The 21,165-nt window shown below is 63.3% G+C and carries 15 protein-coding genes and 1 tRNA gene; 13 read left to right on the top strand and 3 right to left on the bottom strand.

Features of this window, described 5'->3' with window-relative positions; genetic code table 11:
- The first annotated feature begins 36 nt into the window (after nucleotides 1-36).
- Nucleotides 37-1,095, top strand: coding sequence for a phosphotransferase family protein (locus FXV83_RS03875; RefSeq protein WP_148737867.1), 1,059 nt, complete (start codon nucleotides 37-39; stop codon nucleotides 1,093-1,095).
- A gap of 343 nt (nucleotides 1,096-1,438) precedes the next feature.
- Here the strand turns inward: FXV83_RS03875 and argE are convergent, their stop codons facing one another.
- Both argE and FXV83_RS03865 read right to left on the bottom strand, forming a co-directional pair.
- The gene (argE, locus tag FXV83_RS03870) at nucleotides 1,439-2,611 is read right to left on the bottom strand and encodes an acetylornithine deacetylase (RefSeq protein ID WP_148737866.1); all 1,173 of its coding nucleotides are present in this window, start codon (nucleotides 2,609-2,611) and stop codon (nucleotides 1,439-1,441) included.
- 491 nt (nucleotides 2,612-3,102) lie between these two features.
- The gene (locus FXV83_RS03865; protein WP_148737865.1) at nucleotides 3,103-3,888 is read right to left on the bottom strand and encodes an SDR family NAD(P)-dependent oxidoreductase; all 786 of its coding nucleotides are present in this window, start codon (nucleotides 3,886-3,888) and stop codon (nucleotides 3,103-3,105) included.
- Nucleotides 3,889-4,021: 133 nt separating this feature from the next.
- Here FXV83_RS03865 and FXV83_RS03860 point away from each other — a divergent pair, with 133 nt between their 5' ends.
- On the top strand, nucleotides 4,022-4,720 hold the full coding sequence (locus tag FXV83_RS03860; RefSeq protein ID WP_187435635.1) for a histidine phosphatase family protein: 699 nt from the start codon (nucleotides 4,022-4,024) through the stop codon (nucleotides 4,718-4,720).
- Nucleotides 4,721-4,792: 72 nt separating this feature from the next.
- Complete coding sequence (locus tag FXV83_RS03855; RefSeq protein ID WP_148737863.1) at nucleotides 4,793-5,560, top strand: SDR family NAD(P)-dependent oxidoreductase; 768 nt, start codon at nucleotides 4,793-4,795, stop codon at nucleotides 5,558-5,560.
- 189 nt (nucleotides 5,561-5,749) lie between these two features.
- On the opposite strand, the gene FXV83_RS03850 is transcribed toward FXV83_RS03855, so the two are convergent.
- Nucleotides 5,750-6,973 (bottom strand): serine hydrolase domain-containing protein, encoded by a 1,224-nt coding sequence (locus FXV83_RS03850; RefSeq protein ID WP_148737862.1) that lies wholly within the window; start codon nucleotides 6,971-6,973, stop codon nucleotides 5,750-5,752.
- 162 nt (nucleotides 6,974-7,135) lie between these two features.
- Here FXV83_RS03850 and FXV83_RS03845 point away from each other — a divergent pair.
- The 10 genes from FXV83_RS03845 to rpoC all read left to right on the top strand — a co-directional run bounded on the left by FXV83_RS03845 (nucleotide 7,136) and on the right by rpoC (nucleotide 21,090).
- A tRNA-Trp gene (locus tag FXV83_RS03845) sits at nucleotides 7,136-7,211 on the top strand.
- A gap of 327 nt (nucleotides 7,212-7,538) precedes the next feature.
- On the top strand, nucleotides 7,539-7,730 hold the full coding sequence (gene secE, locus FXV83_RS03840; protein WP_007611620.1) for a preprotein translocase subunit SecE: 192 nt from the start codon (nucleotides 7,539-7,541) through the stop codon (nucleotides 7,728-7,730).
- Nucleotides 7,730-8,287 (top strand): transcription termination/antitermination protein NusG, encoded by a 558-nt coding sequence (nusG, locus tag FXV83_RS03835; RefSeq protein WP_038942315.1) that lies wholly within the window; start codon nucleotides 7,730-7,732, stop codon nucleotides 8,285-8,287. The genes secE and nusG overlap by 1 nt, the downstream gene beginning before the upstream one ends.
- Before the next feature lie 133 nt (nucleotides 8,288-8,420).
- Nucleotides 8,421-8,849 (top strand): 50S ribosomal protein L11, encoded by a 429-nt coding sequence (gene rplK, locus FXV83_RS03830; RefSeq protein ID WP_007602986.1) that lies wholly within the window; start codon nucleotides 8,421-8,423, stop codon nucleotides 8,847-8,849.
- Nucleotides 8,850-8,855: 6 nt separating this feature from the next.
- Nucleotides 8,856-9,548, top strand: a complete 693-nt coding sequence (rplA, locus tag FXV83_RS03825) for a 50S ribosomal protein L1 (protein ID WP_148737861.1) — start codon at nucleotides 8,856-8,858, stop codon at nucleotides 9,546-9,548.
- 122 nt (nucleotides 9,549-9,670) lie between these two features.
- Nucleotides 9,671-10,624, top strand: coding sequence for a 2-hydroxyacid dehydrogenase (locus FXV83_RS03820; protein ID WP_148737860.1), 954 nt, complete (start codon nucleotides 9,671-9,673; stop codon nucleotides 10,622-10,624).
- 576 nt (nucleotides 10,625-11,200) lie between these two features.
- Nucleotides 11,201-11,719, top strand: coding sequence for a 50S ribosomal protein L10 (gene rplJ / locus FXV83_RS03815; protein ID WP_148737859.1), 519 nt, complete (start codon nucleotides 11,201-11,203; stop codon nucleotides 11,717-11,719).
- Between the two features lie 54 nt (nucleotides 11,720-11,773).
- Nucleotides 11,774-12,145 carry a 50S ribosomal protein L7/L12 gene (gene rplL, locus FXV83_RS03810; RefSeq protein WP_148737858.1) on the top strand — a complete coding sequence of 124 codons (372 nt, stop codon included), beginning with the start codon at nucleotides 11,774-11,776 and terminating at the stop codon, nucleotides 12,143-12,145.
- A 504-nt stretch (nucleotides 12,146-12,649) separates the two neighbouring features.
- Entirely contained in the window at nucleotides 12,650-16,765 is a 4,116-nt protein-coding gene (gene rpoB, locus FXV83_RS03805; RefSeq protein ID WP_148737857.1) for a DNA-directed RNA polymerase subunit beta, read from the top strand.
- Between the two features lie 128 nt (nucleotides 16,766-16,893).
- Nucleotides 16,894-21,090: a DNA-directed RNA polymerase subunit beta' gene (rpoC, locus tag FXV83_RS03800; protein ID WP_148737856.1), complete on the top strand. Its 4,197-nt coding sequence runs from the start codon at nucleotides 16,894-16,896 to the stop codon at nucleotides 21,088-21,090.
- The last annotated feature ends 75 nt before the right edge of the window (nucleotides 21,091-21,165 follow it).

The raw sequence follows: 21,165 nt of genomic DNA, 5'->3' as shown, positions 1-21,165 counted from the left end.
ACCGGGTCATGCTTCGACTGAAGAGGGAGCGTCATCGTGGCTGACGGCGTCAGGAAAGACGAAGAGTTCTCGGGCACCAAGCCGGTCGAGGAGCGTCATCGCTTCGACGAACTGCGGCTCGAAGCCTGGATGCGTGATCACGTTGAAGGCTATGAAGGGCCGCTGGTCGTGCTCCAGTTCAGGGGCGGCCAGTCCAACCCGACCTACCGGCTCAATACGCCGAAGCGTTCTTATGTGATGCGCCGAAAGCCGTTCGGCAAATTGCTGCCGTCGGCGCACGCAGTCGACCGCGAATACCGCGTGATCGCGGCGCTCGGCAAGCAGGGTTTTCCGGTCGCGCACGCCTACGCGTTGTGCCAGGACGACAGCGTCATCGGTGCCGCCTTCTACATCATGTCGATGGAGGAGGGCCGGGTATTCTGGGATCCGTCGCTGCCGAGCCAAACGCCGGAGGATCGCCGCAAGATCTTTACCAGCAAGATCGAGACGCTCGCCAAGCTGCACCTGTTCGATCCCACCGCGATTGGCCTTGGCGAGTTCGGCAAGCCCGGCAATTACTTCGCGCGCCAGATCGACCGCTGGACCAAGCAGTACCGGGCCTCAGAGACCCAGCACATTCCGGAGTTCGAGAAGGTCGCCGAATGGCTGCCGAGGACGGTGCCGGAGCAGGCGCGGGTCTCGATCGTCCATGGGGACTATCGCCTCGACAACATGATTTTCCACGCAACGGAACCGCGCGTGCAGGCCGTGCTGGACTGGGAGCTGTCGACCCTCGGCGATCCTATGGCCGACTTCACCTATCTGTTGATGCAGTGGGTGATGCCGGGATTGCAGGGCGTCGATCTCAAGGCGCTCAACATCCCCAGCGTCGAAGAGGCCGCGCAGATCTATTGCAACGTCACCAAGATGAGCGTGCCGGACCTCAACTGGTACTTCTCCTACAATCTGTTCCGCCTCGCCGGCATCACGCAAGGAATTGCCGGCCGCATCCGCGATGGCACCGCCGCCAACGCCAAGGCCCTCGAATCCGCCAAGCGCACCGTGCCGCTGTCGAAGGCGTCATGGGAGTACGCGCAGAAGGCGGGTGCGGTGTGAATGACGTAAAGGCGCGGTCCATTGGCCGCGCCTTTCTAATTGTGGTTCTCGCTGCTCCCACACACTCCGCGTCATTGTCCGCGAAAGCGGGCAATCCAGTATTCCAGAGGCCGCGCGAGGATACGGAGAAGCCGCCCCGGCCAAGCCGGTCATGCGGCCGTAGCCCGAGTGAGCGAAGCGATACCCGGGAGACCGTCCCGCATGTCGCTTACGCTCATGCGGGCTACGGGCATTCGCCGCACGCTCCGTCATTCCGAGCGAAGCGAAGCAATCCAGACTATCTCCGCGGCGGCAGCCTGGATTGCTTCGTCGCAAGAGCTCCTCGCAATGACGGGGAGGCACTCTACCCCTTCGCGCAATGCGCGATCAGCTTCTCCACGAAGCCCGCGCACTTATCGAGCTCCGACATCTCCACGAACTCGTCCGGCGTGTGCGCCTGCGCGATTCCGCCGGGACCGATGACGACCGACGGCACGCCGGCCATGCTGACGAACAGGCCGGCCTCGGTGCCGAAGGCGACCTTGGCGTGGTCGTTGCGGCCCGCGAGGCTTTTTGCGAGCGTGACGATCGCTGCGTCGGCGCCGGTGTCGAGCGCGGGGTAGTCGAGGATCTCCTCGAACGCGATGCCGCACTCGGGATTTTTCGCCTTCATCGCGGGCTCGATCTCGGCCTTTGCCCAGGCGATGATCGCGTCGGTCACCTGCCTGGACTCGGTGATGCCGATGCCGCGGCATTCGAACTCGACGGTGCACTGGTCCGGCACGATGTTGAGCGCGGCGCCGCCATGCACGATGCTGGTGAGCAGGGTGGTGTGGGGGACGTCGTAGAGCTCGTCACGCGCGCCTTCGCTCGCAAGAAGCACGGCACGGCGGCGGATCTCGGTAATGAGCTCGGCGGCATATTCGATGGCGTTGACGCCGTCGGGCGCGATCGAGGAATGGCGGGCGAGCCCCTTGAACGTGGCACGCACGCCGTGCTTGCCCTTGTGGCCGATGATGACTTGCATTTGCGTCGGTTCGCCGACGAAGCAGCCGAGCGGTTTGATCCGTTTCTTGGCGACCTCGCCGAGCATCGGCCGCACGCCGACGCAGCCGATCTCCTCGTCATAAGAGATCGCCAGATGAATCGGCGTCTTGAGTTTGGCTTCCAGCATCTCCGGCACCATCGCGAGGCACACCGCGACAAAGCCTTTCATGTCAGTGGTGCCGCGGCCGTAGAGCTTGCGGTCACGCTCGATCAGCTCGAACGGATCGTGGCTCCAGTGCTGGCCGACGACGGGCACCACGTCGGTGTGACCCGACAGCACCAGGCCGGGCTGGCCTTCCGGCCCGATCGTGACCCACAGCGACGCCTTCTGTCCGGTCTCGTCGACGATGCGCTCGCCCTTGACGCCGAGCGAGGCGAGATAGCTTTCGATATGGGCGATCAAGGGCAGATTGGAGCGATCGCTGACGGTATCGAAGGCGACGAGGTCGGCGAGCAGTTTGCGGATACGGTCGGGTCTTGAGTCCAGCATTTTCACGTTCTTGTTAGGGAGGAGGCTGAGGTGCCTGCACGAACCATACCAATATAGCTGCCGGTCGGGCAAATGAAGCCGCAGCTGTCATTCCGGGGCAGTGCGCAGCATTGAGCCGGAATCCATCGGGCGGCATCACGCGCGGTGAAATGGATTCTGGGTTCGCGACTTCGTCGCGCCCGGAATGACGTCGGAGGGCGACAAGTCTCTACGTTGCCCGTCGGGCGAAACGCGCCGCGAGGATGCGAAGCTGTGTCTGCGTTCTGAAATGCGAATTGAAGGAGCGATGTCCTTCCCCTCACACTCCGTCATTGCGAGCGCAGCGAAGCAATCCAGAACCGTTCCGCGGAGGGATTCTGGATTGCTTCGTCGCAAGGGCTCCTCGCAATGACGGTGTTGATGCAGGCGCGCGCGAAAACTCCAACCGGACGCAGCGCCGCAACGCTAACGCGTTGCAGCGCGTCCGGGACACGAGAGAGAGAGAGAGCTTACTAAACCGGCTTGCCCGTATACGGCATCGACGCGGTCAGCCCGCCATCCACCGGGAACGCCTGTCCGTTGACATACGACGCTTCGTCGCTCGCCAAAAACAATCCCATCGCGGCGAGCTCGTGCGGCTGGCCGGGGCGCTTGAGCGGATTGAGCTGGCCGATCTTGTCGGCGGTGCCGCGTTCCTTGGCGCGGTCGAAGATCGGCTTGGTCATGCCGGTTTCGATCAGGCCCGGGCACACCGCGTTGATGCGCACGCCGGTGCCGGTGAGCGAGTAGGCGGTGGTCTGCACCAGCGAGATCACGCCGGCCTTGCTTGCCGCATAGGGATGCCCGCTTGCGCCAGCCTTGAGGCCGGCGACGGACGCGGTCAGCACGATCGCGCCGGACTGCTGCTTCACCATGTGCGGCATCGCATACTTCACGGCGAGGAACGGCCCGATCAAATTGACGCGTAAAACCTCCTGCCAATGCTCCACGGTCTGCTCGGCGAGCGGAACGAGCCCGCCGGAGACACCGGCATTGGCCCAGATCACGTCGAGCCGGCCGTGCGTCGCCACCGCCTTGTCGATGACGGCGATGACATCTTTCTCGGAACCTGCGTCCGCGATCATCGCTTCGGCGACCCCGCCGGCCTTCTTCACCTCCTCGACAGTCTCCTTCACCGCCTCGGTGCGATCGACCGCGATCAGCCTTGCGCCTTCCCTGGTGAACAGCAGCGCGGCCGCGCGACCGATGCCGCTGCTGGCGCCGGTGATGATGACGGATTTGCCTTGCAGGCGGCCCATGCGCTTCTCCCTTTGGTTCGCGCGCGACGCTTGCCGCGCGGCGGAATTTCAAACAAGATTTCAAACGGTAAAGTGTCTTGAGGCACGTTCGCTACTGACGTACAGCGACATCACACGGGATGGAAGGGTTTCGATGGCAGGCGCAGACAAGCCGAACGTGGTCATGACACGATGGTGGTGGGTCCGTCATGCGCCGGTGCGCAATGACGGCGGGAACATCTACGGCCAGTCCGACATCGCCTGCGACACCAGCGACACCTACGTCTTCAATGCTGTTGCCAAGGTGTTGCCACGCAAGGCGGTCTGGTATTCGAGCAATCTGATGCGCACGCATCAAACGGCCGAAGCGATCTGGGCAGCCGGCTTCCCCCGGCCTGCATCAATGAAATGGGAAGCGGATCTCGCCGAACAGAACCTCGGCCGCTGGCAGGGCATGAACCGCGCCGCCTTCATCGCGAGCCGCCCCATCGGCACGAGTTGGTTCGCCGACATCAACGAGCCCGCGCCCGGTGGCGAAAGTTTCATGGATCTCTATAACCGCACGCGCCGCACCATCGAGCGGATCAATGCGGAGGCCGCGGGACAGGACGTGATCGCGGTCGCCCATGGCGGCACCATCAAGGCGGCGCTCGGACTCGCGCTCGACGGCCAACCGGAGCGCGGGCTCGCGTTCGATATCGACAACGTCTCGGTGACGCGACTTGATCATTTCGCCAGTCCCGAGCGCAGCGTCTGGCGGCTGCCGATGGTCAACCAGCAGCCATGGATCGCGGACGATGCGCACGCGGCGATGCATCAGCCGGCGGGACCGGAAGTCAAGAAGCTCGCGTGACGCAGTGATTGTGTCGTCGCGCAATCGCGGCGTAAGCTTGCGAAAATGAAATCGTCACTTTGGGAGAGAAACATGACCTTGTTCGACATGAAGGGAAAAGTCGCCGTCATCACCGGCTCGACGCGCGGCATCGGGCTTGCGATCGCCGAGCGCATGGCCGAGCACGGCGCCAAGGTGGTGATATCCTCGCGCAAGGCCGACGTCTGCGACGGGGTCGCAAATAGCATCAACGACAGGTTCGGCAAGGGCACCGCACTAGCGGTCGCCGCCAACATCTCGTCCAAGGAAAACCTGCAAAACCTCGTCGACGAGAGCAACCGTGCCTTCGGCAAGATCGACGTGCTCGTCTGCAACGCCGCCTCGAACCCGTATTACGGTCCGCTCGCCGGCATCTCCGACGATCAGTTTCGAAAAATTCTCGACAACAACATCGTTGCCAACAACTGGCTGATCTCGATGGTGGTGCCGCAGATGATCGAGCGCAAGGACGGCTCGATCATCATCGTCTCCTCAATCGGAGGCCTCAAAGGTTCGACAATCCTCGGTGCCTACGCGATCTCGAAGGCCGCCGACATGCAGCTCGCGCGCAACTTGGCTTGCGAATACGGCAAAGACAACATCCGCGTGAACTGCATCGCGCCCGGCCTGATCAAGACCGATTTCGCCAAGGCGTTGTGGGACAATCCGGAGAACCTGAAAGCCTCGACCGCGCGCTCGCCGCTCTTGCGCATCGGCATTCCCGACGAGATTGCCGGCGCGGCCGTGTTCCTGGGCTCGAAGGCCGGCGACTTCATGACCGGCCAGACGATGGTGATCGACGGCGGCGCGACGATTAGTTAACTGGCTGAGTTTACAGCATCGGGTCGAGATGTAGCTGCGACGCATGCTGCGCTCCCTCTCCCGCTCGCGGGAGAGGGCGAGGGTGTCTCCGCAGAGAGACTCCCAATGAGGAGAAAGCCCTCACCCGGCGCTTGCGCGCCGACCTCTCCCGCAAGCGGGAGAGGTTGCAGCGAGATCGGCGCTCGATGTCTATTCCACCGCCGCGTACACGAGGTCCCGCACCAGCGTGCGCGTATAGTCGCGCTGTCCCGGGCCTTGGCTCATGAACACCGCGAACAAATCCTCTTTCGGATCGATCCAGAAGAACGTTCCCGCAATGCCGCTCCAGAAATACTGGCCGACGCTGCCGGGGAACGGGGCGATGCCGGGCTCCCTGCGCACGGCGAAGCCGAGGCCAAAGCCGTGGCCTGGGGAGAGCAGAGTGCCGTTGGTCACAACACCTGGTCCGAGGTGATCGGAGGTCATCAACTCCAGCGTCTTGCGGCCGATGATCCGGTTGCCGTCGAGCGCGCCGCCGTTGCGCAACATCAGGCAGAAACGGGCATAATCCGCCGTGGTCGAGATCAGGCCGCCGCCGCCGGACTCCATCACCGGCTGTTCCAGCATGTTGAAGAGCGCGACCTTGTCGCCGGTCCAGGGATCGGCTGCAAAGGGCTCCGCAAGCCGGCCGGCATTGGCCTCAGCTGTCGAAAAGCCGGTCTCGGCCATCTGGAGCGGGGCGAGGATGCGCTCAGTGAGGTACGCGCCGAGGGATTTGCCGCTGACAACCTCGATGATGCGGCCGAGGATGTCGGTGGAGCGGCTGTAGTTGAACTCCTCGCCGGGGTGGCAGACCAGGGGGAAGCTTGCGACCAATGCGGCATGCTCGGCGTTGCTGATCTTGCGGCTGCGCACCCGCGAGTCCTGGTAGAGCTTGTGCACGGGGCCGTCGCCCTGGTGCTCATAGGTCAGGCCCGAGGTGTGGCGGAGCAGGTCCTGCACCGTCATCGGCCGTTTGGCTTGAACCAGTTCCAACTTGCCGCCGCTGACGACGCCGACCTTCTGGTTGGCGAACTCCGGAATGAATTTCGCAACCGCGTCGCTCAGGAGCAGGTGGCCGTCCTCGACCAGCGCCATGATACCGACCGACACGATCGGCTTGGTCATGGAGAAGATCCGAAAGATCGAATCACGCGCCATCGGCGCCGCGCCCGCCGGACTCTGGCGGCCAAGCGCCTCGAACCAGCCGACCTGACCGCGCCGCGCCACCAGCACGGTGACCCCGGGCACGGTTCCCTTGTCGATCTCGCGCTTGAACGCATCCGACATGGCCTGGAGGCGGAGGCGCGACAGGCCCAGCGTTTCCGGCTTGGCCTCGGGCAGGGACGGCGTTTTCGGGGCGATCGCGGTTTGAGGGACGGCTGTAGCGGTCATGGTCACTCCCGGCTGTTCATTATTGTCGGGATGAAGTGTGGCCCGGAAGCCGCGGCACAAACAAGCGAAGCCAGCGCGCTTCACCCTTGCAATCCGGCCTTGCAATCCGGCCGCCCCCTGTGCTTGAAAGCGCGCCTGACCCTAAGGCGACGCAGGGTTCGTAGGAGTGTAGCTCAATTGGTAGAGCACCGGTCTCCAAAACCGGGGGTCGCAGGTTCGAGCCCTGCCACTCCTGCCAGCTAATTCCCGACGCCTGAGATCAGAACGCCCGGAAGCTCGTGCCGCGGTTGATCGGGGCCGGGTAAGCTATTGATCCCGATCAGGTCCGTCAGCCGTGGCGCGCAAGCCGGCCAGCCGCCTCGACCTTGACCTTTGGCCCTATCCGCAGTATCTACCCCGCACTCGCAGCCGGCCCGTTAGACGCGGATCTCCGGCGCGGCTTTGAAATCCCCGAACAATCGAGCCCGGTTTCCGGCTCATCCTTCAAAAGAGGGCTGGGCCAACGGCGGCTGTTCGGATCCCTGAAATTCATTCGCGTCTATCAACGGACGTTGGACATCAAACGATGGCAGTCAGCCCATTCAAGTTCTTGCAGGAGGTCCGCTCGGAGACCGCGAAGGTCACCTGGCCGACCCGCCGCGAGACGACGATCACCACCATCATGGTGTTCGTCATGGTTGCGGTGGCGTCGATCTTCTTCTTCGCCGCCGACCAGATCATCCGCTACCTCATCACCTTCCTTTTGGGCATTCACTGATGGCAACAGCCGCCGCAACCCAATCGTCCGACAAGCGCTGGTATATCGTCCACGCCTATTCGAACTTCGAGAAGAAGGTCGCCGAATCGATCCGCGAGCAGGCCAAGCAACGCGGGCTCGAGGAGCTGTTCGAACTGGTGCTGGTTCCGACCGAAAAGGTCACGGAAGTGCGCCGCGGCCGCAAGATCGACGCCGAGCGCAAGTTTTTCCCGGGCTATGTGCTGGTGAAGATGAAGCTGACCGACGAGGCGTTTCATCTGATCAAGAACACGCCGAAGGTGACCGGCTTCCTCGGCGCGGAAAACAAGCCGATGCCGATTTCGGAAGCCGAGGCCATGCGCATCCTGCATCAGGTGCAGGAAGGCGTGGAACGGCCGAAGGCGTCGGTGTCCTTCGAGATCGGCGAGAACGTGCGCGTGGCCGACGGCCCGTTCGCCTCGTTCTCGGGTGTGGTCGAGGAAATCGACGAGGCGCGCTCGCGCGTGAAGGTCGCGGTGTCGATCTTCGGCCGCGCCACGCCGGTCGAACTGGAATTCGGTCAGGTCGAGAAGGTCTGATCGCGTACGCGGGAAGCCAAAGGCTTCGCGCGAAACTAGGCCGTGGGAGGGAGAGGGCGGTCGCCAACCGCACCCGACCCAGACCACGAACCTGAAACCGCTGGCGAATCCGCCAGCACAACAGGAGTGATACATGGCAAAGAAAGTGACCGGATACCTGAAGCTTCAGGTCCCGGCCGGTGCGGCGAATCCCTCGCCCCCGATCGGTCCCGCGCTTGGTCAGCGCGGTCTCAACATCATGGAGTTCTGCAAGGCGTTCAACGCTCAGACCCAGAAGGAAGAGAAGAACACCCCGATTCCGGTGGTGATCACGATCTACGCCGATCGTTCGTTCACCTTCGAGATGAAGACGCCCCCGATGTCGTTCTTCCTCAAGCAGGCTGCCAAGATCCAGTCCGGCTCGAAGGCGCCGGGCCGTGACAAGGCCGGCGCGGTGACCAAAGCGCAGGTGCGCGAGATCGCCGAGAAGAAGATGAAGGATCTCAATTGCGACTCGATCGAGTCGGCCATGAAGATGGTCGAGGGCTCTGCCCGTTCGATGGGCCTGGAAGTGGCGGGGTAAACGGTCATGGCAATCGGAAAGCGTTTGAACAAAGCCCGCGAAGGTGTTGACCGCGAAAAGCTTTATCCGCTCGCGGACGCCATCAAGATGGTCAAGGAGCGCGCGAAAGCGAAGTTCGACGAGACCATCGAGGTCGCGATCAATCTCGGCGTCGATCCCCGCCACGCCGACCAGATGGTCCGCGGCGTCGTCACCCTGCCGAACGGCACCGGCCGTACGCTTCGCGTCGGTGTGTTCGCCCGCGGCGCCAAGGCGGACGAAGCCAAGGCTGCAGGTGCCGACGTCGTCGGTGCTGAAGACCTGGTCGAGAAGGTGCAGAACGGCACGATCGAATTCGACCGCTGCATCGCCACCCCCGACATGATGCCGCTGGTCGGCCGTCTCGGTAAGGTGCTCGGCCCGCGCGGCCTGATGCCGAACCCGAAGATCGGCACCGTGACCATGGACGTCACCGGTGCGGTGAAGGGTGCCAAGGGCGGCTCGGTCGAGTTCCGCGTCGAGAAGGCCGGTATCTTGCAGGCCGGCGTCGGCAAGGCCTCGTTCTCCGAGGACAAGCTGGTCGAAAACATCAAGGCGCTCGCGGACGCGGTCTCCAAGGCGAAGCCGGCCGGCTCCAAGGGCACCTACATCCAGCGCGTTGCGGTGTCCTCGACGATGGGCCCCGGCGTGAAGGTCGAGCCGGGCACTATTCTCGGTTAAGGCTTGTCTGGGCTAAGGTTCGCCTCGGCTGAGGTTTGAAAATTGCATGAGATGAGGGGCGGAATTGGGCAACCGATTCCGCCCCTCGTCGTTTGTGGCGGCGTTCACTGGAAACAAGAACAATGGCTGACAAGGTCCTGATCTACTCGCGCTTTCCGAAGAGCATGCTGGCGCGTTTCGCCGAGCGCTTTGAGCTGCTCGACACCGGCGGCAAGCCGGCGCGGGAATTGTTCTCGTCCGACGAACTCGGCGGTATCCGCGCGATGCTGACCGCGGGCGGCACCCCGCTCGATGCGGAGGCGATGGACCTGTTTCCGAAGCTCGGCGCAATCGTCTGCTACGGCACAGGCTATGACGGCATCGATCTGAAGGCGGCGGCCGCGCGCAACATCGCGGTCGGCCACAGCCCCGGGGCCAATGCCGCCTCGGTCGCCGACATCGCGATGACCCTGATGCTGGCGACGACGCGGCGAATCCTGGCTGCAGACCACTATGTCCGCAGCGGCGATTGGGCGTCCTCAAAACAGTCGCCAATGATGCGGCCGCAGGCCGGCATGCCCGGCCGCCGCATCGGCATCTACGGCATGGGCGAGATCGGCCGCAAGATTGCCGCGCGCTGCGCGGCGTTCGAGAGCGAAGTCGGCTATTTCAGCCGCAGCCAGCGCGATGTGCCCTATCAATATTTCCCGACGCTGGAAATGCTCGCCGACTGGTGCAGCGTGCTGATGATCGCGGTCCGCGCCGGCCCCGAGACCCAGCATGCCGTCAACGCCGATATCCTCAAGCGCCTCGGCGCGGATGGCTATGTCGTCAACATCTCACGCGGCTCCGTCATCGACGAGAAGGCCCTCGTTGCGGCGCTGACCGACAGGAGCATTGCCGGCGCCGGCCTCGACGTCTACGAGACGGAGCCGCACTCTCCCGATGCGCTGACGGCGCTGCCCAATGTCGTGCTGGCCCCGCATATTGGCGGCCACACCCTCGAATCGCACGTCGCCATGCAGAATTGCGTGCTGGCGAACCTGAGCGCGTTTTTCGAGGGAAAGCCGCTGCCGCACGCGGTCAAAACGGCCTGAATTGGTCCTTTTCGGCCGCATCGGGTCCGGCCGGCGATCGATTGGAACTGGTGTGAATTTTGCTCTTGGCAAGCAGGCAGAGAGCGGTTAAAGAACCGCTTCCGGACGTGCTGGCCATGGCTAGCGCGTCCGTGCACGCATTCCGAAAACCCGACACGACAGGAGATCATTCCTTTTCAGGACGTCCGTAAGGATTTGCCGGGAAAGGGAGGAAAACCATCGGTTGGCGGGATGCGGGCAGAGGTCAGGCGGTTCGCCGGCTGACCTTGTCCTGTCCAAGACTGCAGGCGCCGGCGGGAAGTTTCGATTTCCCAATGGCTTAATCGCATGGCCTGCATAGACGGGTGAAGACCGGATTTCACATCGCATTCCGCTTTCGGGCAGGTGCGAAATGGGTTTGGTTCGGACCTCGACACCCCGTGGGCCCAAAAGGCTTCGGGAGGGCAGGCTTTAATCGTTGTCTCGCCCCGGCGTGTCCAAAGGGTTTTGGCCCAGAGGTTCAAGTTTGGGTGGGACGATGGGTGCAACCCGGCGGTCCCGCTTGTCGCGACGACTGCCAACCGGAAAGAGCTTGCTGTGGAACGAGCGGCAAAAAAAGAGGCGGTCGAACAGCTCAATGGGGTCTTCAAGGCCACGAGCGTCGCGGTCGTTGCTCAATATTCCGGCCTCACCGTTGCCCAGATGCAGAAGCTGCGGACGCAGATGAAGCTGGCGGGCGCCTCGGTGAAGGTCTCGAAGAACCGTCTCGCCAGAATTGCTCTTGAAGGCACTGACGTCGTTGCCATCGGCCCCATGCTGAAGGGGCCGACCGTGATCGCAACTTCCAACGATCCGGTAGCGGCGCCAAAGGTCGCCATCGAATTCGCCAAGGCGAACGAAAAGTTCGTCATCATCGGCGGCTCGATGGGGAAGACCGTCCTGAATGTCGACGGCGTGAAGGCTCTTGCCTCGCTGCCGTCGCTTGACGAACTGCGTGCCAAGATCGTCGGCCTCATCGTGGCCCCGGCGACCAAACTGGCCCAGCTCGCCAATGCGCCCGCCGGCAAGCTGGCGCGCGTCATTCAGGCTCATGCCTCAAAGGGCGAAGCGGCCTGACGCCCTTCGCAAAACTCAAACCCGAACCAGACTTACACGTAAGGAACCTGAACAATGGCTGACCTGCAGAAGATCGTTGACGACCTTTCGAGCCTCACCGTACTCGAAGCTGCCGAACTCGCGAAGCTCCTCGAAGAGAAGTGGGGCGTGTCCGCCGCTGCCGCCGTCGCGGTGGCCGGCCCAGCCGCTGCCGCCGCTGCTCCGGCCGAAGAGAAGACCGAGTTCTCGGTCGTTCTCGCCTCCGCCGGCGACAAGAAGATCGAAGTCATCAAGGAAGTCCGCGCCATCACCGGCCTGGGCCTGAAGGAAGCAAAGGACCTCGTCGAGGGTGCGCCGAAGCCTGTCAAGGAAGGCGTGAACAAGGACGAGGCCGACAAGATCAAGGCCCAGCTCGAGAAGGCTGGCGCGAAGGTCGAGCTCAAGTAAGCGGCGCTTGCTTGCGCGAGATCCCGGGCGAGCGACAGCAAGACCCGGGATCCCGACTCGTAGTTTCGGCCGCCGGCATCCGGCCCCGAAGAGGCGGGTTGAATGCAAAAGGCGTGCGACGGAACGTCCCGACGCAGGCCGAACACGAAAAAGTGTGGGGATTTGAGGGTTTACCCCTCGAATCTCCACTATTGTCGCCCCATATCGGGTCGACAGCACGAAAGCGCGGTGGCGGGGATAGCGCATTTCCCTGTAAGCCGTTGGGAGAGCAGGCTATTTCGGGCTTTTTCAGTCCGTGAAGACGATCGTTGTGACGGGCGGGCGCGCCACTGCGCCCCGCGCGTCGTTTTGCGTTTTGAAGGTCTGAAGAACAGATTCAGGACATGACGGCCTGAAACTGGACTTTCGATCCCCAAAACGGGTTCGAAAAATTCAACCCGGGGAGCGGCGGCAGCCGAGTCCTGGACGGCGCGCCCAAAGCGGGCGACGAAATGAGAGGCCACGATGGCGCAGCAGACATTCACCGGTCGCAAACGCGTTCGCAAGTTCTTCGGACACATCAAGGAAGTCGCCGAGATGCCGAACCTCATCGAGGTTCAGAAGGCGTCGTATGACCAGTTTTTGATGGTCGACGAACCCCAGGGCGGGCGGTCCGATGAAGGCTTGCAGGCGGTGTTCCGTTCGGTGTTCCCGATCTCGGACTTCTCCGGCACCTCGATGCTGGAATTCGTCCGCTACGAGTTCGAGCCGCCGAAATACGACGTTGATGAGTGCCGCCAGCGCGGCATGACGTTCGCGGCGCCCCTCAAGGTGACGCTGCGCCTCATCGTGTTCGATATCGACGAAGAAACCGGCGCCAAGTCGGTGAAGGACATCAAGGAGCAGGACGTCTACATGGGCGACATCCCGCTCATGACGATGAACGGCACCTTTATCGTCAACGGCACCGAGCGCGTCATCGTCTCGCAGATGCACCGTTCGCCCGGCGTGTTCTTCGACCACGACAAGGGCAAGACCCACTCCTCGGGCAAGCTGCTGTTCGCCGCCCGCGTGATCCCGTATCGCGGCTCCTGGCTCGACATCGAGTTCGACGCCAAGGACATCGTCTATGCGCGTATCGATCGCCGCCGCAAGCTGCCGGTGACGTCGCTGATGTTCGCGCTCGGCCTCGACGGCGAGGCGATCCTCAGCACGTTCTACAAGAAGATCCTCTACAAGCGGACCAAGGAAGGCTGGCGCGTTCCGTTCGACGCCAACCGGTTCCGTGGCTATTCGACCATCAACGACCTGATCGACGCCGACACGGGCAAGGTCGTGCTCGAGGCCGGCAAGAAGCTCACCGTTCGCGGTGCGCGTCAGATGCAGGAAAAGGGACTGAAGGCGCTGCGTCTGTCGGATGAGGAGCTCGTCGGCAATTACCTCGCCGAGGACCTCGTCAATCCCAAGACCGGCGAGATCCACGCGGAAGCCGGTGAAGAGATCACCGACAAGTCCATGAAGGCGCTCAATGAGCACGGCTACAAGGAGTTGCCGCTGCTCGACATCGACCACGTCAATGTCGGCGCCTACATCCGCAACACGCTGTCGGCCGACAAGAACATGACGCGCGAGGACGCGCTGTTCGACATCTACCGCGTGATGCGTCCGGGCGAGCCGCCGACGCTGGATTCGGCGCAGGCGATGTTCCAGTCGCTGTTCTTCGACGCCGAGCGCTACGACCTCTCCGCGGTCGGCCGCGTCAAGATGAACATGCGCCTCGACCTCGATGCGCCCGACACCCAGCGTACGCTGCGCAAGGAAGACATCCTCTCCGTCATCAAGACGCTGGTGGACCTGCGCGACGGCAAGGGCGAGATCGACGACATCGACCATCTCGGCAACCGCCGCGTGCGCTCGGTCGGCGAGCTCATGGAGAACCAGTACCGCATCGGCCTCCTGCGCATGGAGCGCGCGATCAAGGAGCGCATGTCCTCGGTCGACATCGACACGGTCATGCCGCAGGACCTGATCAACGCCAAGCCAGCGGCTGCCGCAGTGCGTGAGTTCTTCGGCTCCTCGCAGCTGTCGCAGTTCATGGACCAGACCAACCCGCTGTCGGAGATCACCCACAAGCGCCGTCTCTCGGCGCTTGGACCGGGCGGTCTGACCCGCGAGCGTGCCGGCTTCGAGGTGCGCGACGTGCATCCGACGCATTACGGCCGCATCTGCCCGATCGAGACGCCGGAAGGTCCGAACATCGGCCTGATCAACTCGCTCGCCACGTTCGCACGCGTGAACAAGTACGGCTTCGTCGAGACGCCGTATCGGAAGGTCAAGGACGGCCGCGTCACCGACGAGGTCGTGTACCTCTCGGCGATGGAAGAGGGCCGTTACACGGTCGCGCAGGCCAACGTGCCGCTCGATCCGAAGGGTCGCTTCACCGAAGACCTCGTGGTCTGCCGTCATGCCGGCGAAGTCTTGCCGGTGACGCCGGACAAGGTCGACTACATGGACGTGTCGCCGAAGCAGCTGGTTTCGGTCGCAGCCGCGCTGATCCCGTTCCTCGAGAACGACGACGCCAACCGCGCGCTGATGGGCTCGAACATGCAGCGCCAGGCGGTGCCGCTGGTTCGCGCCGAGGCGCCGTTCGTCGGCACCGGCATGGAAGGCGTGGTCGCCCGTGACTCGGGTGCTGCGATCGCCGCGCGCCGTTCGGGCGTGATCGACCAGATCGACGCCACCCGCGTCGTCATCCGCGCCACCGAAGATCTCGATCCGACCAAGTCGGGCGTCGATATCTACCGGCTGATGAAGTATCAGCGCTCCAACCAGTCGACTTGCATCAACCAGCGTCCGCTGGTGAAGGTCGGCGACATCGTCAAGAAGGGCGACATCATCGCCGACGGTCCGTCGACCGATCTCGGCGAGCTCGCGCTCGGCCGTAACGTGCTGGTCGCGTTCATGCCGTGGAACGGCTACAACTTCGAAGACTCGATCCTGCTCTCCGAGCGGATCGTGAAGGAAGACGTCTTCACCTCGATTCACATCGAGGAGTTCGAGGTGATGGCCCGTGACACCAAGCTCGGACCTGAGGAAATCACCCGCGACATTCCAAACGTCTCGGAAGAAGCGCTGAAGAACCTCGACGAAGCCGGCATCGTGTACATCGGCGCGGAAGTGCGCGCCGGCGACATCCTAGTCGGCAAGATCACGCCGAAGGGCGAAAGCCCGATGACGCCGGAAGAGAAGCTTCTGCGCGCCATCTTCGGCGAGAAGGCCTCCGACGTCCGCGACACTTCGCTGCGCGTGCCTCCGGGCGTGCAGGGCACCATCGTCGAAGTGCGCGTGTTCAACCGTCACGGCGTCGACAAGGACGAGCGTGCGCTGGCGATCGAACGGGAAGAGATCGAGCGTCTGGCCAAGGACCGCGACGACGAGCAGGCGATCCTCGACCGCAACGTCTACAACCGTCTCGCCGAGCTGCTCGAGGGTCGGCAGGGCATCGCGGGTCCGAAGGGCTTCAAGAAGGACACCAAGATCACCCGTGCGGTGCTCGAGGAGTATCCGAAGTCGCAGTGGTGGCTGTTCGCTTCGCCGAACGACAAGCTGATGGCCGAGATCGAGGCCATGCGGAAGCAGTACGACGAGTCGAAGAAGGGGCTCGAGCAGCGCTTCCTCGACAAGGTCGAGAAGCTTCAGCGCGGCGACGAGCTGCCGCCCGGCGTGATGAAGATGGTCAAGGTCTTCGTCGCGGTGAAGCGCAAGATCCAGCCCGGCGACAAGATGGCCGGCCGCCACGGCAACAAGGGCGTGGTGTCGAAGATCGTGCCGATCGAGGACATGCCGTTCCTGGAAGACGGTACGCATGCCGACATCGTGCTCAATCCGCTGGGCGTGCCTTCGCGCATGAACGTCGGACAGATCCTCGAGACGCATCTCGGCTGGGCTTGCGCCGGCCTCGGCAAGCGTATCGGCCAGACGGTCGATGCGTATCTGTCGAAGCAGGACATCAAGCCGCTGAAGGAGACCTTGAAGAAGGTCTACGGCGACGACGAGACGATCAAGTCGCTCAACGACGGCGAACTGATCGAACTCGGCCGCAACCTGAGCCACGGCGTGCCGATCGCGACGCCGGTGTTCGACGGCGCGAAGGAAGCCGACATCGAGGAGATGCTGAAGCTCGCCGGTCTCGACGCTTCGGGTCAGTCGACCGTCTATGACGGGCGCACCGGCGATGCGTTCGATCGCAAGGTGACGGTGGGCTACATCTACATGCTCAAGCTGCACCATCTGGTCGACGACAAGATCCACGCCCGTTCGATCGGCCCGTACTCGCTCGTCACCCAGCAGCCGCTGGGCGGCAAGGCGCAGTTCGGCGGCCAGCGCTTCGGCGAAATGGAGGTGTGGGCGCTCGAGGCTTACGGTGCGGCGTACACGCTCCAGGAGATGCTGACGGTGAAGTCGGACGACGTCGCCGGCCGTACCAAGGTGTACGAGGCGATCGTGCGCGGCGACGACACGTTCGAGGCCGGTATTCCGGAATCGTTCAACGTGCTGGTCAAGGAAATGCGCTCGCTCGGCCTCAACGTCGACCTGCACAATTCCAAGGTCGGGCCGGGAACGGCGGAAGCAGCCGAGTAACACAATCCATCATGCCCGGCCGTCTCGGCCGGGCAGCGGCGCTCCACCCTGGGACTTGAGGGCGGGGCGCCCCGCAGTGTGATTTTCGAATTTGCTGCCGAAGGCGACCGGCACGCGAGGAGAAGACGATGAACCAAGAAATTATGAATCTCTTTAATCCGACGACGCCGGCTCAGGTCTTCGACCAGATCCGGATCTCGATCGCGAGCCCCGAGAAGATTCTGTCCTGGTCGTACGGCGAGATCAAGAAGCCGGAGACCATTAACTACCGCACCTTCAAGCCCGAGCGCGACGGCCTGTTCTGCGCGCGCATCTTCGGGCCGATCAAGGATTACGAGTGCTTGTGCGGCAAGTACAAGCGCATGAAGTACAAGGGCATCATCTGCGAGAAGTGCTCGGTCGAGGTCACGCTGTCGCGCGTTCGGCGCGAGCGCATGGGCCATATTGAGCTCGCAGCCCCCGTCGCGCACATCTGGTTTCTGAAGTCGCTGCCCTCGCGCATCGGTCTGCTGCTCGACATGACGCTGAAGGATCTCGAGCGGATCCTGTATTTCGAATATTACGTTGTGCTGGAGCCGGGCCTCACCGCGCTGAAGGACCGTCAGTTGCTGTCGGAAGACGAGTATCTGAAGGCGCAGGACGAGTACGGCCAGGACTCCTTCACCGCCATGATCGGCGCGGAAGCGATCCGCGAGCTGCTCAAGGGCATGGACCTCGAGAAGCTCGAATTGTCCTTGCGTGCGGAGATGCACGAGACCGACTCCGACATCAAGCACAAGAAGCTCGCCAAGCGCCTGAAGATCGTCGAGGCGTTCCGCCACTCCGGCAACAAGCCGGAATGGATGATCCTGACCGTGGTTCCGGTGATTCCGCCGGATCTGCGTCCGCTGGTGCCGCTCGACGGCGGCCGCTTTGCGACCTCGGACCTCAACGACCTCTACCGCCGCGTCATCAACCGCAACAACCGCTTGAAGCGGCTGATGGAGCTGCGTGCGCCCGACATCATCATCCGCAACGAGAAGCGCATGCTTCAGGAAGCGGTCGATGCGCTGTTCGACAACGGCCGCCGCGGCCGCGTCATCACGGGTGCCAACAAGCGTCCGCTGAAGTCGCTCGCCGACATGCTCAAGGGCAAGCAGGGCCGGTTCCGTCAGAACCTGCTCGGCAAGCGCGTCGACTATTCGGGCCGTTCGGTGATCGTGGTCGGTCCCGAGCTGCGCCTGCATCAGTGCGGCCTGCCGAAGAAGATGGCGCTCGAGCTGTTCAAGCCGTTCATCTATTCGCGGCTTGACGCCAAGGGTCTGTCCACGACTGTGAAGCAGGCCAAGAAGCTGGTCGAGAAGGAGCGGCCCGAGGTCTGGGACATCCTGGACGAGGTGATCCGCGAGCATCCGGTGCTGCTCAACCGCGCGCCGACGCTGCATCGTCTCGGCATCCAGGCGTTCGAGCCCGTCCTGATCGAGGGCAAGGCGATCCAGCTTCACCCGCTGGTCTGCGCCGCGTTCAACGCCGACTTCGACGGCGACCAGATGGCCGTGCACGTTCCGCTGTCGCTCGAGGCGCAGCTGGAAGCGCGCGTCCTGATGATGTCGACCAACAACATCCTGCATCCGGCGAACGGCCAGCCGATCATCGTGCCGTCGCAGGACATCGTGCTCGGTCTGTATTACGTCTCGGTCATGCGGGAAGGTCTGCCTGGCGAGGGCAAGAGGTTCGGCGACATGGCCGAGCTCGAGCATGCCCTGCACGCCAAGGTCATCCACCTGCACACCAAGATCAAGTACCGGTGGCAGGGCATGGATGAGACCGGCAAGGTCTCGACGCGCTGGATCGAGACCACCGCGGGTCGCGTCATGCTCGGCAACCTCCTGCCGAAGAACCCGAGGATTTCGTACGAGATCATCAACAAGCTGATGACCAAGCGCGAGATCTCCGGCGTCATCGACCAGGTCTACCGCCACTGCGGCCAGAAGGAGACGGTGATCTTCTGCGACCGCATCATGGCGCTCGGCTTCTACAACGCGTTCAAGGCCGGCATTTCGTTCGGCAAGGACGACATGGTCGTGCCGCACTCCAAGTGGAAGATCGTCGACACCACCCGTACGCTGGCGAAGGATTTCGAGCAGCAGTACAACGACGGTCTGATCACCCATGGCGAGAAGTACAACAAGGTCGTCGACGCCTGGTCGAAGGCGACCGAGGAAATCGCCAAGGCGATGATGAAGGAGATCTCCTCCACCAAGAAGACCGCGAGTGGAGCGGATGCCGACATCAACTCGATCTACATGATGGCGCACTCCGGTGCGCGCGGTTCGCCGGCCCAGATGCGCCAGCTCGCCGGCATGCGCGGCCTGATGGCCAAGCCGTCGGGCGAGATCATCGAGACGCCGATCATCTCGAACTTCAAGGAAGGCCTCTCGGTGCTCGAGTACTTCAACTCGACCCACGGCGCCCGCAAGGGCCTCGCGGACACGGCGTTGAAGACCGCGAACTCCGGCTATTTGACCCGTCGTCTGGTCGACGTCGCGCAGGACTGCATCATCACGCAGGACGATTGCGGCACCAAGCTCGGCATCAAGATGCGCGCCATCGTCGATGCCGGCACCGTGGTCGCTTCGCTCGGCTCGCGCATCCTCGGACGCACGGCCTGCGAAGACGTGCGTGACAGCTCGGGCAAGGTCATCATCAAGCGTGGCACGCTGATGGAAGAGAGCCATCTGGATGCGATCCACCAGGGTGGCGTCCAGGAGGTGAAGATCCGCTCGGCGCTGACCTGCGAGCTCGTCAACGGCATCTGCGGCAAGTGCTACGGCCGCGACCTCGCCCGCGGCACGCCGGTCAACCACGGCGAAGCGGTCGGCGTGATCGCGGCGCAGTCGATCGGCGAGCCGGGCACCCAGCTCACCATGCGCACCTTCCACATCGGCGGTGCGGCGCAGCTCAACGAGCAATCGTTCGTCGAATCCAACTTCGACGGCAAGATCGTGATCAGGAACAAGGCCATCGCGCGTAACAGCGAAGGCCACCTGGTTGCGATGGTGCGCAACATGGTGGTGGCGATCGTCGATGCCGACGGCACCGAGCGTGCGACGCACCGTATCCAGTACGGTTCGCGCCTGCATGTCGACGAAGGCGACACGGTCAAGCGCGGCCAGCGCATCACCGAGTGGGATCCCTACACCCGTCCGCTTCTCACCGAGGTCGAAGGCACCATCGGCTTCGAGGATCTGGTCGAGGGGCAGTCGATCTCGGAAACGCTGGACGAAGCCACCGGTATCGCCAAGCGCGTGGTCATCGACTGGCGCTCGCAGCGCGGCGGCGCGGACCTGCGTCCGGCCATCGTGGTCAAGGGCAAGGACGGCAAGGTGCTCAAGCTCGCCCGTGGTGGCGATGCCCGCTACATGCTGTCGGTCGACGCCATTCTCTCGGTCGACGTCGGTGCCAAGGTCCAGGCGGGCGACATCCTCGCCCGTGTCTCGACCGAAAGCGCCAAGACGCGTGACATCACCGGCGGTCTGCCGCGGGTGGCGGAACTGTTCGAGGCACGGCGTCCGAAGGATGCGGCGATCATCGCCGAAATCGCGGGCACCATCCGGTTCGGGCGCGACTACAAGAACAAGCGTCGCATCTCGATCGAGCCGATGGACAAGACCGACGAGCCACGCGAGTACCTGATCCCGAAGGGCAAGCACATCCACCTTCAGGACGGCGACATCGTCGAAAAGGGCGACTTCATCGTCGAAGGCAACCCAGCACCGCACGACATCCTGGCGGTCAAGGGCATCGAGGAACTCGCGGCCTATCTGGTCAACGAGATCCAGGAGGTCTACCGGCTCCAGGGCGTGCTCATCAACGACAAGCACATCGAGGTGATTGTCCGTCAGATGCTCCAGAAGGTGGAAGTCACCGACCAGGGCGACACGGACATGATCTCGGGCGAGCAGGTCGACAAGATCGAGTTCGACCAGCTCAACGAGAAGGCCAAGGAAGAGGGCAAGAAGATCGCCACGGGAACGCCGGTTCTGCTCGGCATCACCAAGGCGAGCCTCCAGACCCGCTCCTTCTTCTCGGCGGCCTCGTTCCAGGAGACCACCCGCGTCCTCACCGAAGCGGCGGTCAACGGCAAGGTCGATCCGCTCGAGGGCCTCAAGGAGAACGTCATCGTCGGCCGGCTGATCCCGGCAGGCACCGGCGCCTCCATGGCCAAGATCCGCGAAGTCGCCGTGAAGCGCGACAAGATGATTCTCGACGAGCGCGAGAAGCAGGCGGCCGTCGTGCCGCCGGCGCCTGAAGTTGAGCCGATGGCACTGCCGCCGGCGGAATAATGGTTCATCCGTAGGAATACCGAGGACAATGAAAAGGCCGGCGCAAGCCGGCCTTTTTGCTGCTTTGTTTGCTTG

The organism is Bradyrhizobium hipponense, from assembly GCF_008123965.1.
Taxonomy (GTDB): Bacteria; Pseudomonadota; Alphaproteobacteria; order Rhizobiales; family Xanthobacteraceae; genus Bradyrhizobium; species Bradyrhizobium hipponense.
Note: the sequence above shows the minus strand (reverse complement) of the source record. Positions and strands in the feature narration are given on the sequence as shown.

What these genes read in the sequence shown, in the direction of transcription:
- FXV83_RS03820 (WP_148737860.1), top strand. Translation starts at nt 9,671, where the DNA reads ATGGCTGACAAGGTCCTGATCTACTCGCGCTTTCCGAAGAGCATGCTG.
- rpoC (WP_148737856.1), top strand. Translation starts at nt 16,894, where the DNA reads ATGAACCAAGAAATTATGAATCTCTTTAATCCGACGACGCCGGCTCAG.
- rplK (WP_007602986.1), top strand. Translation starts at nt 8,421, where the DNA reads ATGGCAAAGAAAGTGACCGGATACCTGAAGCTTCAGGTCCCGGCCGGT.
- rplL (WP_148737858.1), top strand. Translation starts at nt 11,774, where the DNA reads ATGGCTGACCTGCAGAAGATCGTTGACGACCTTTCGAGCCTCACCGTA.
- rplA (WP_148737861.1), top strand. Translation starts at nt 8,856, where the DNA reads ATGGCAATCGGAAAGCGTTTGAACAAAGCCCGCGAAGGTGTTGACCGC.
- FXV83_RS03855 (WP_148737863.1), top strand. Translation starts at nt 4,793, where the DNA reads ATGACCTTGTTCGACATGAAGGGAAAAGTCGCCGTCATCACCGGCTCG.
- FXV83_RS03850 (WP_148737862.1), bottom strand. Translation starts at nt 6,973, where the DNA reads ATGACCGCTACAGCCGTCCCTCAAACCGCGATCGCCCCGAAAACGCCG.
- FXV83_RS03865 (WP_148737865.1), bottom strand. Translation starts at nt 3,888, where the DNA reads ATGGGCCGCCTGCAAGGCAAATCCGTCATCATCACCGGCGCCAGCAGC.
- argE (WP_148737866.1), bottom strand. Translation starts at nt 2,611, where the DNA reads ATGCTGGACTCAAGACCCGACCGTATCCGCAAACTGCTCGCCGACCTC.
- nusG (WP_038942315.1), top strand. Translation starts at nt 7,730, where the DNA reads ATGGCAACAGCCGCCGCAACCCAATCGTCCGACAAGCGCTGGTATATC.
- rpoB (WP_148737857.1), top strand. Translation starts at nt 12,650, where the DNA reads ATGGCGCAGCAGACATTCACCGGTCGCAAACGCGTTCGCAAGTTCTTC.
- secE (WP_007611620.1), top strand. Translation starts at nt 7,539, where the DNA reads ATGGCAGTCAGCCCATTCAAGTTCTTGCAGGAGGTCCGCTCGGAGACC.
- FXV83_RS03860 (WP_187435635.1), top strand. Translation starts at nt 4,022, where the DNA reads ATGGCAGGCGCAGACAAGCCGAACGTGGTCATGACACGATGGTGGTGG.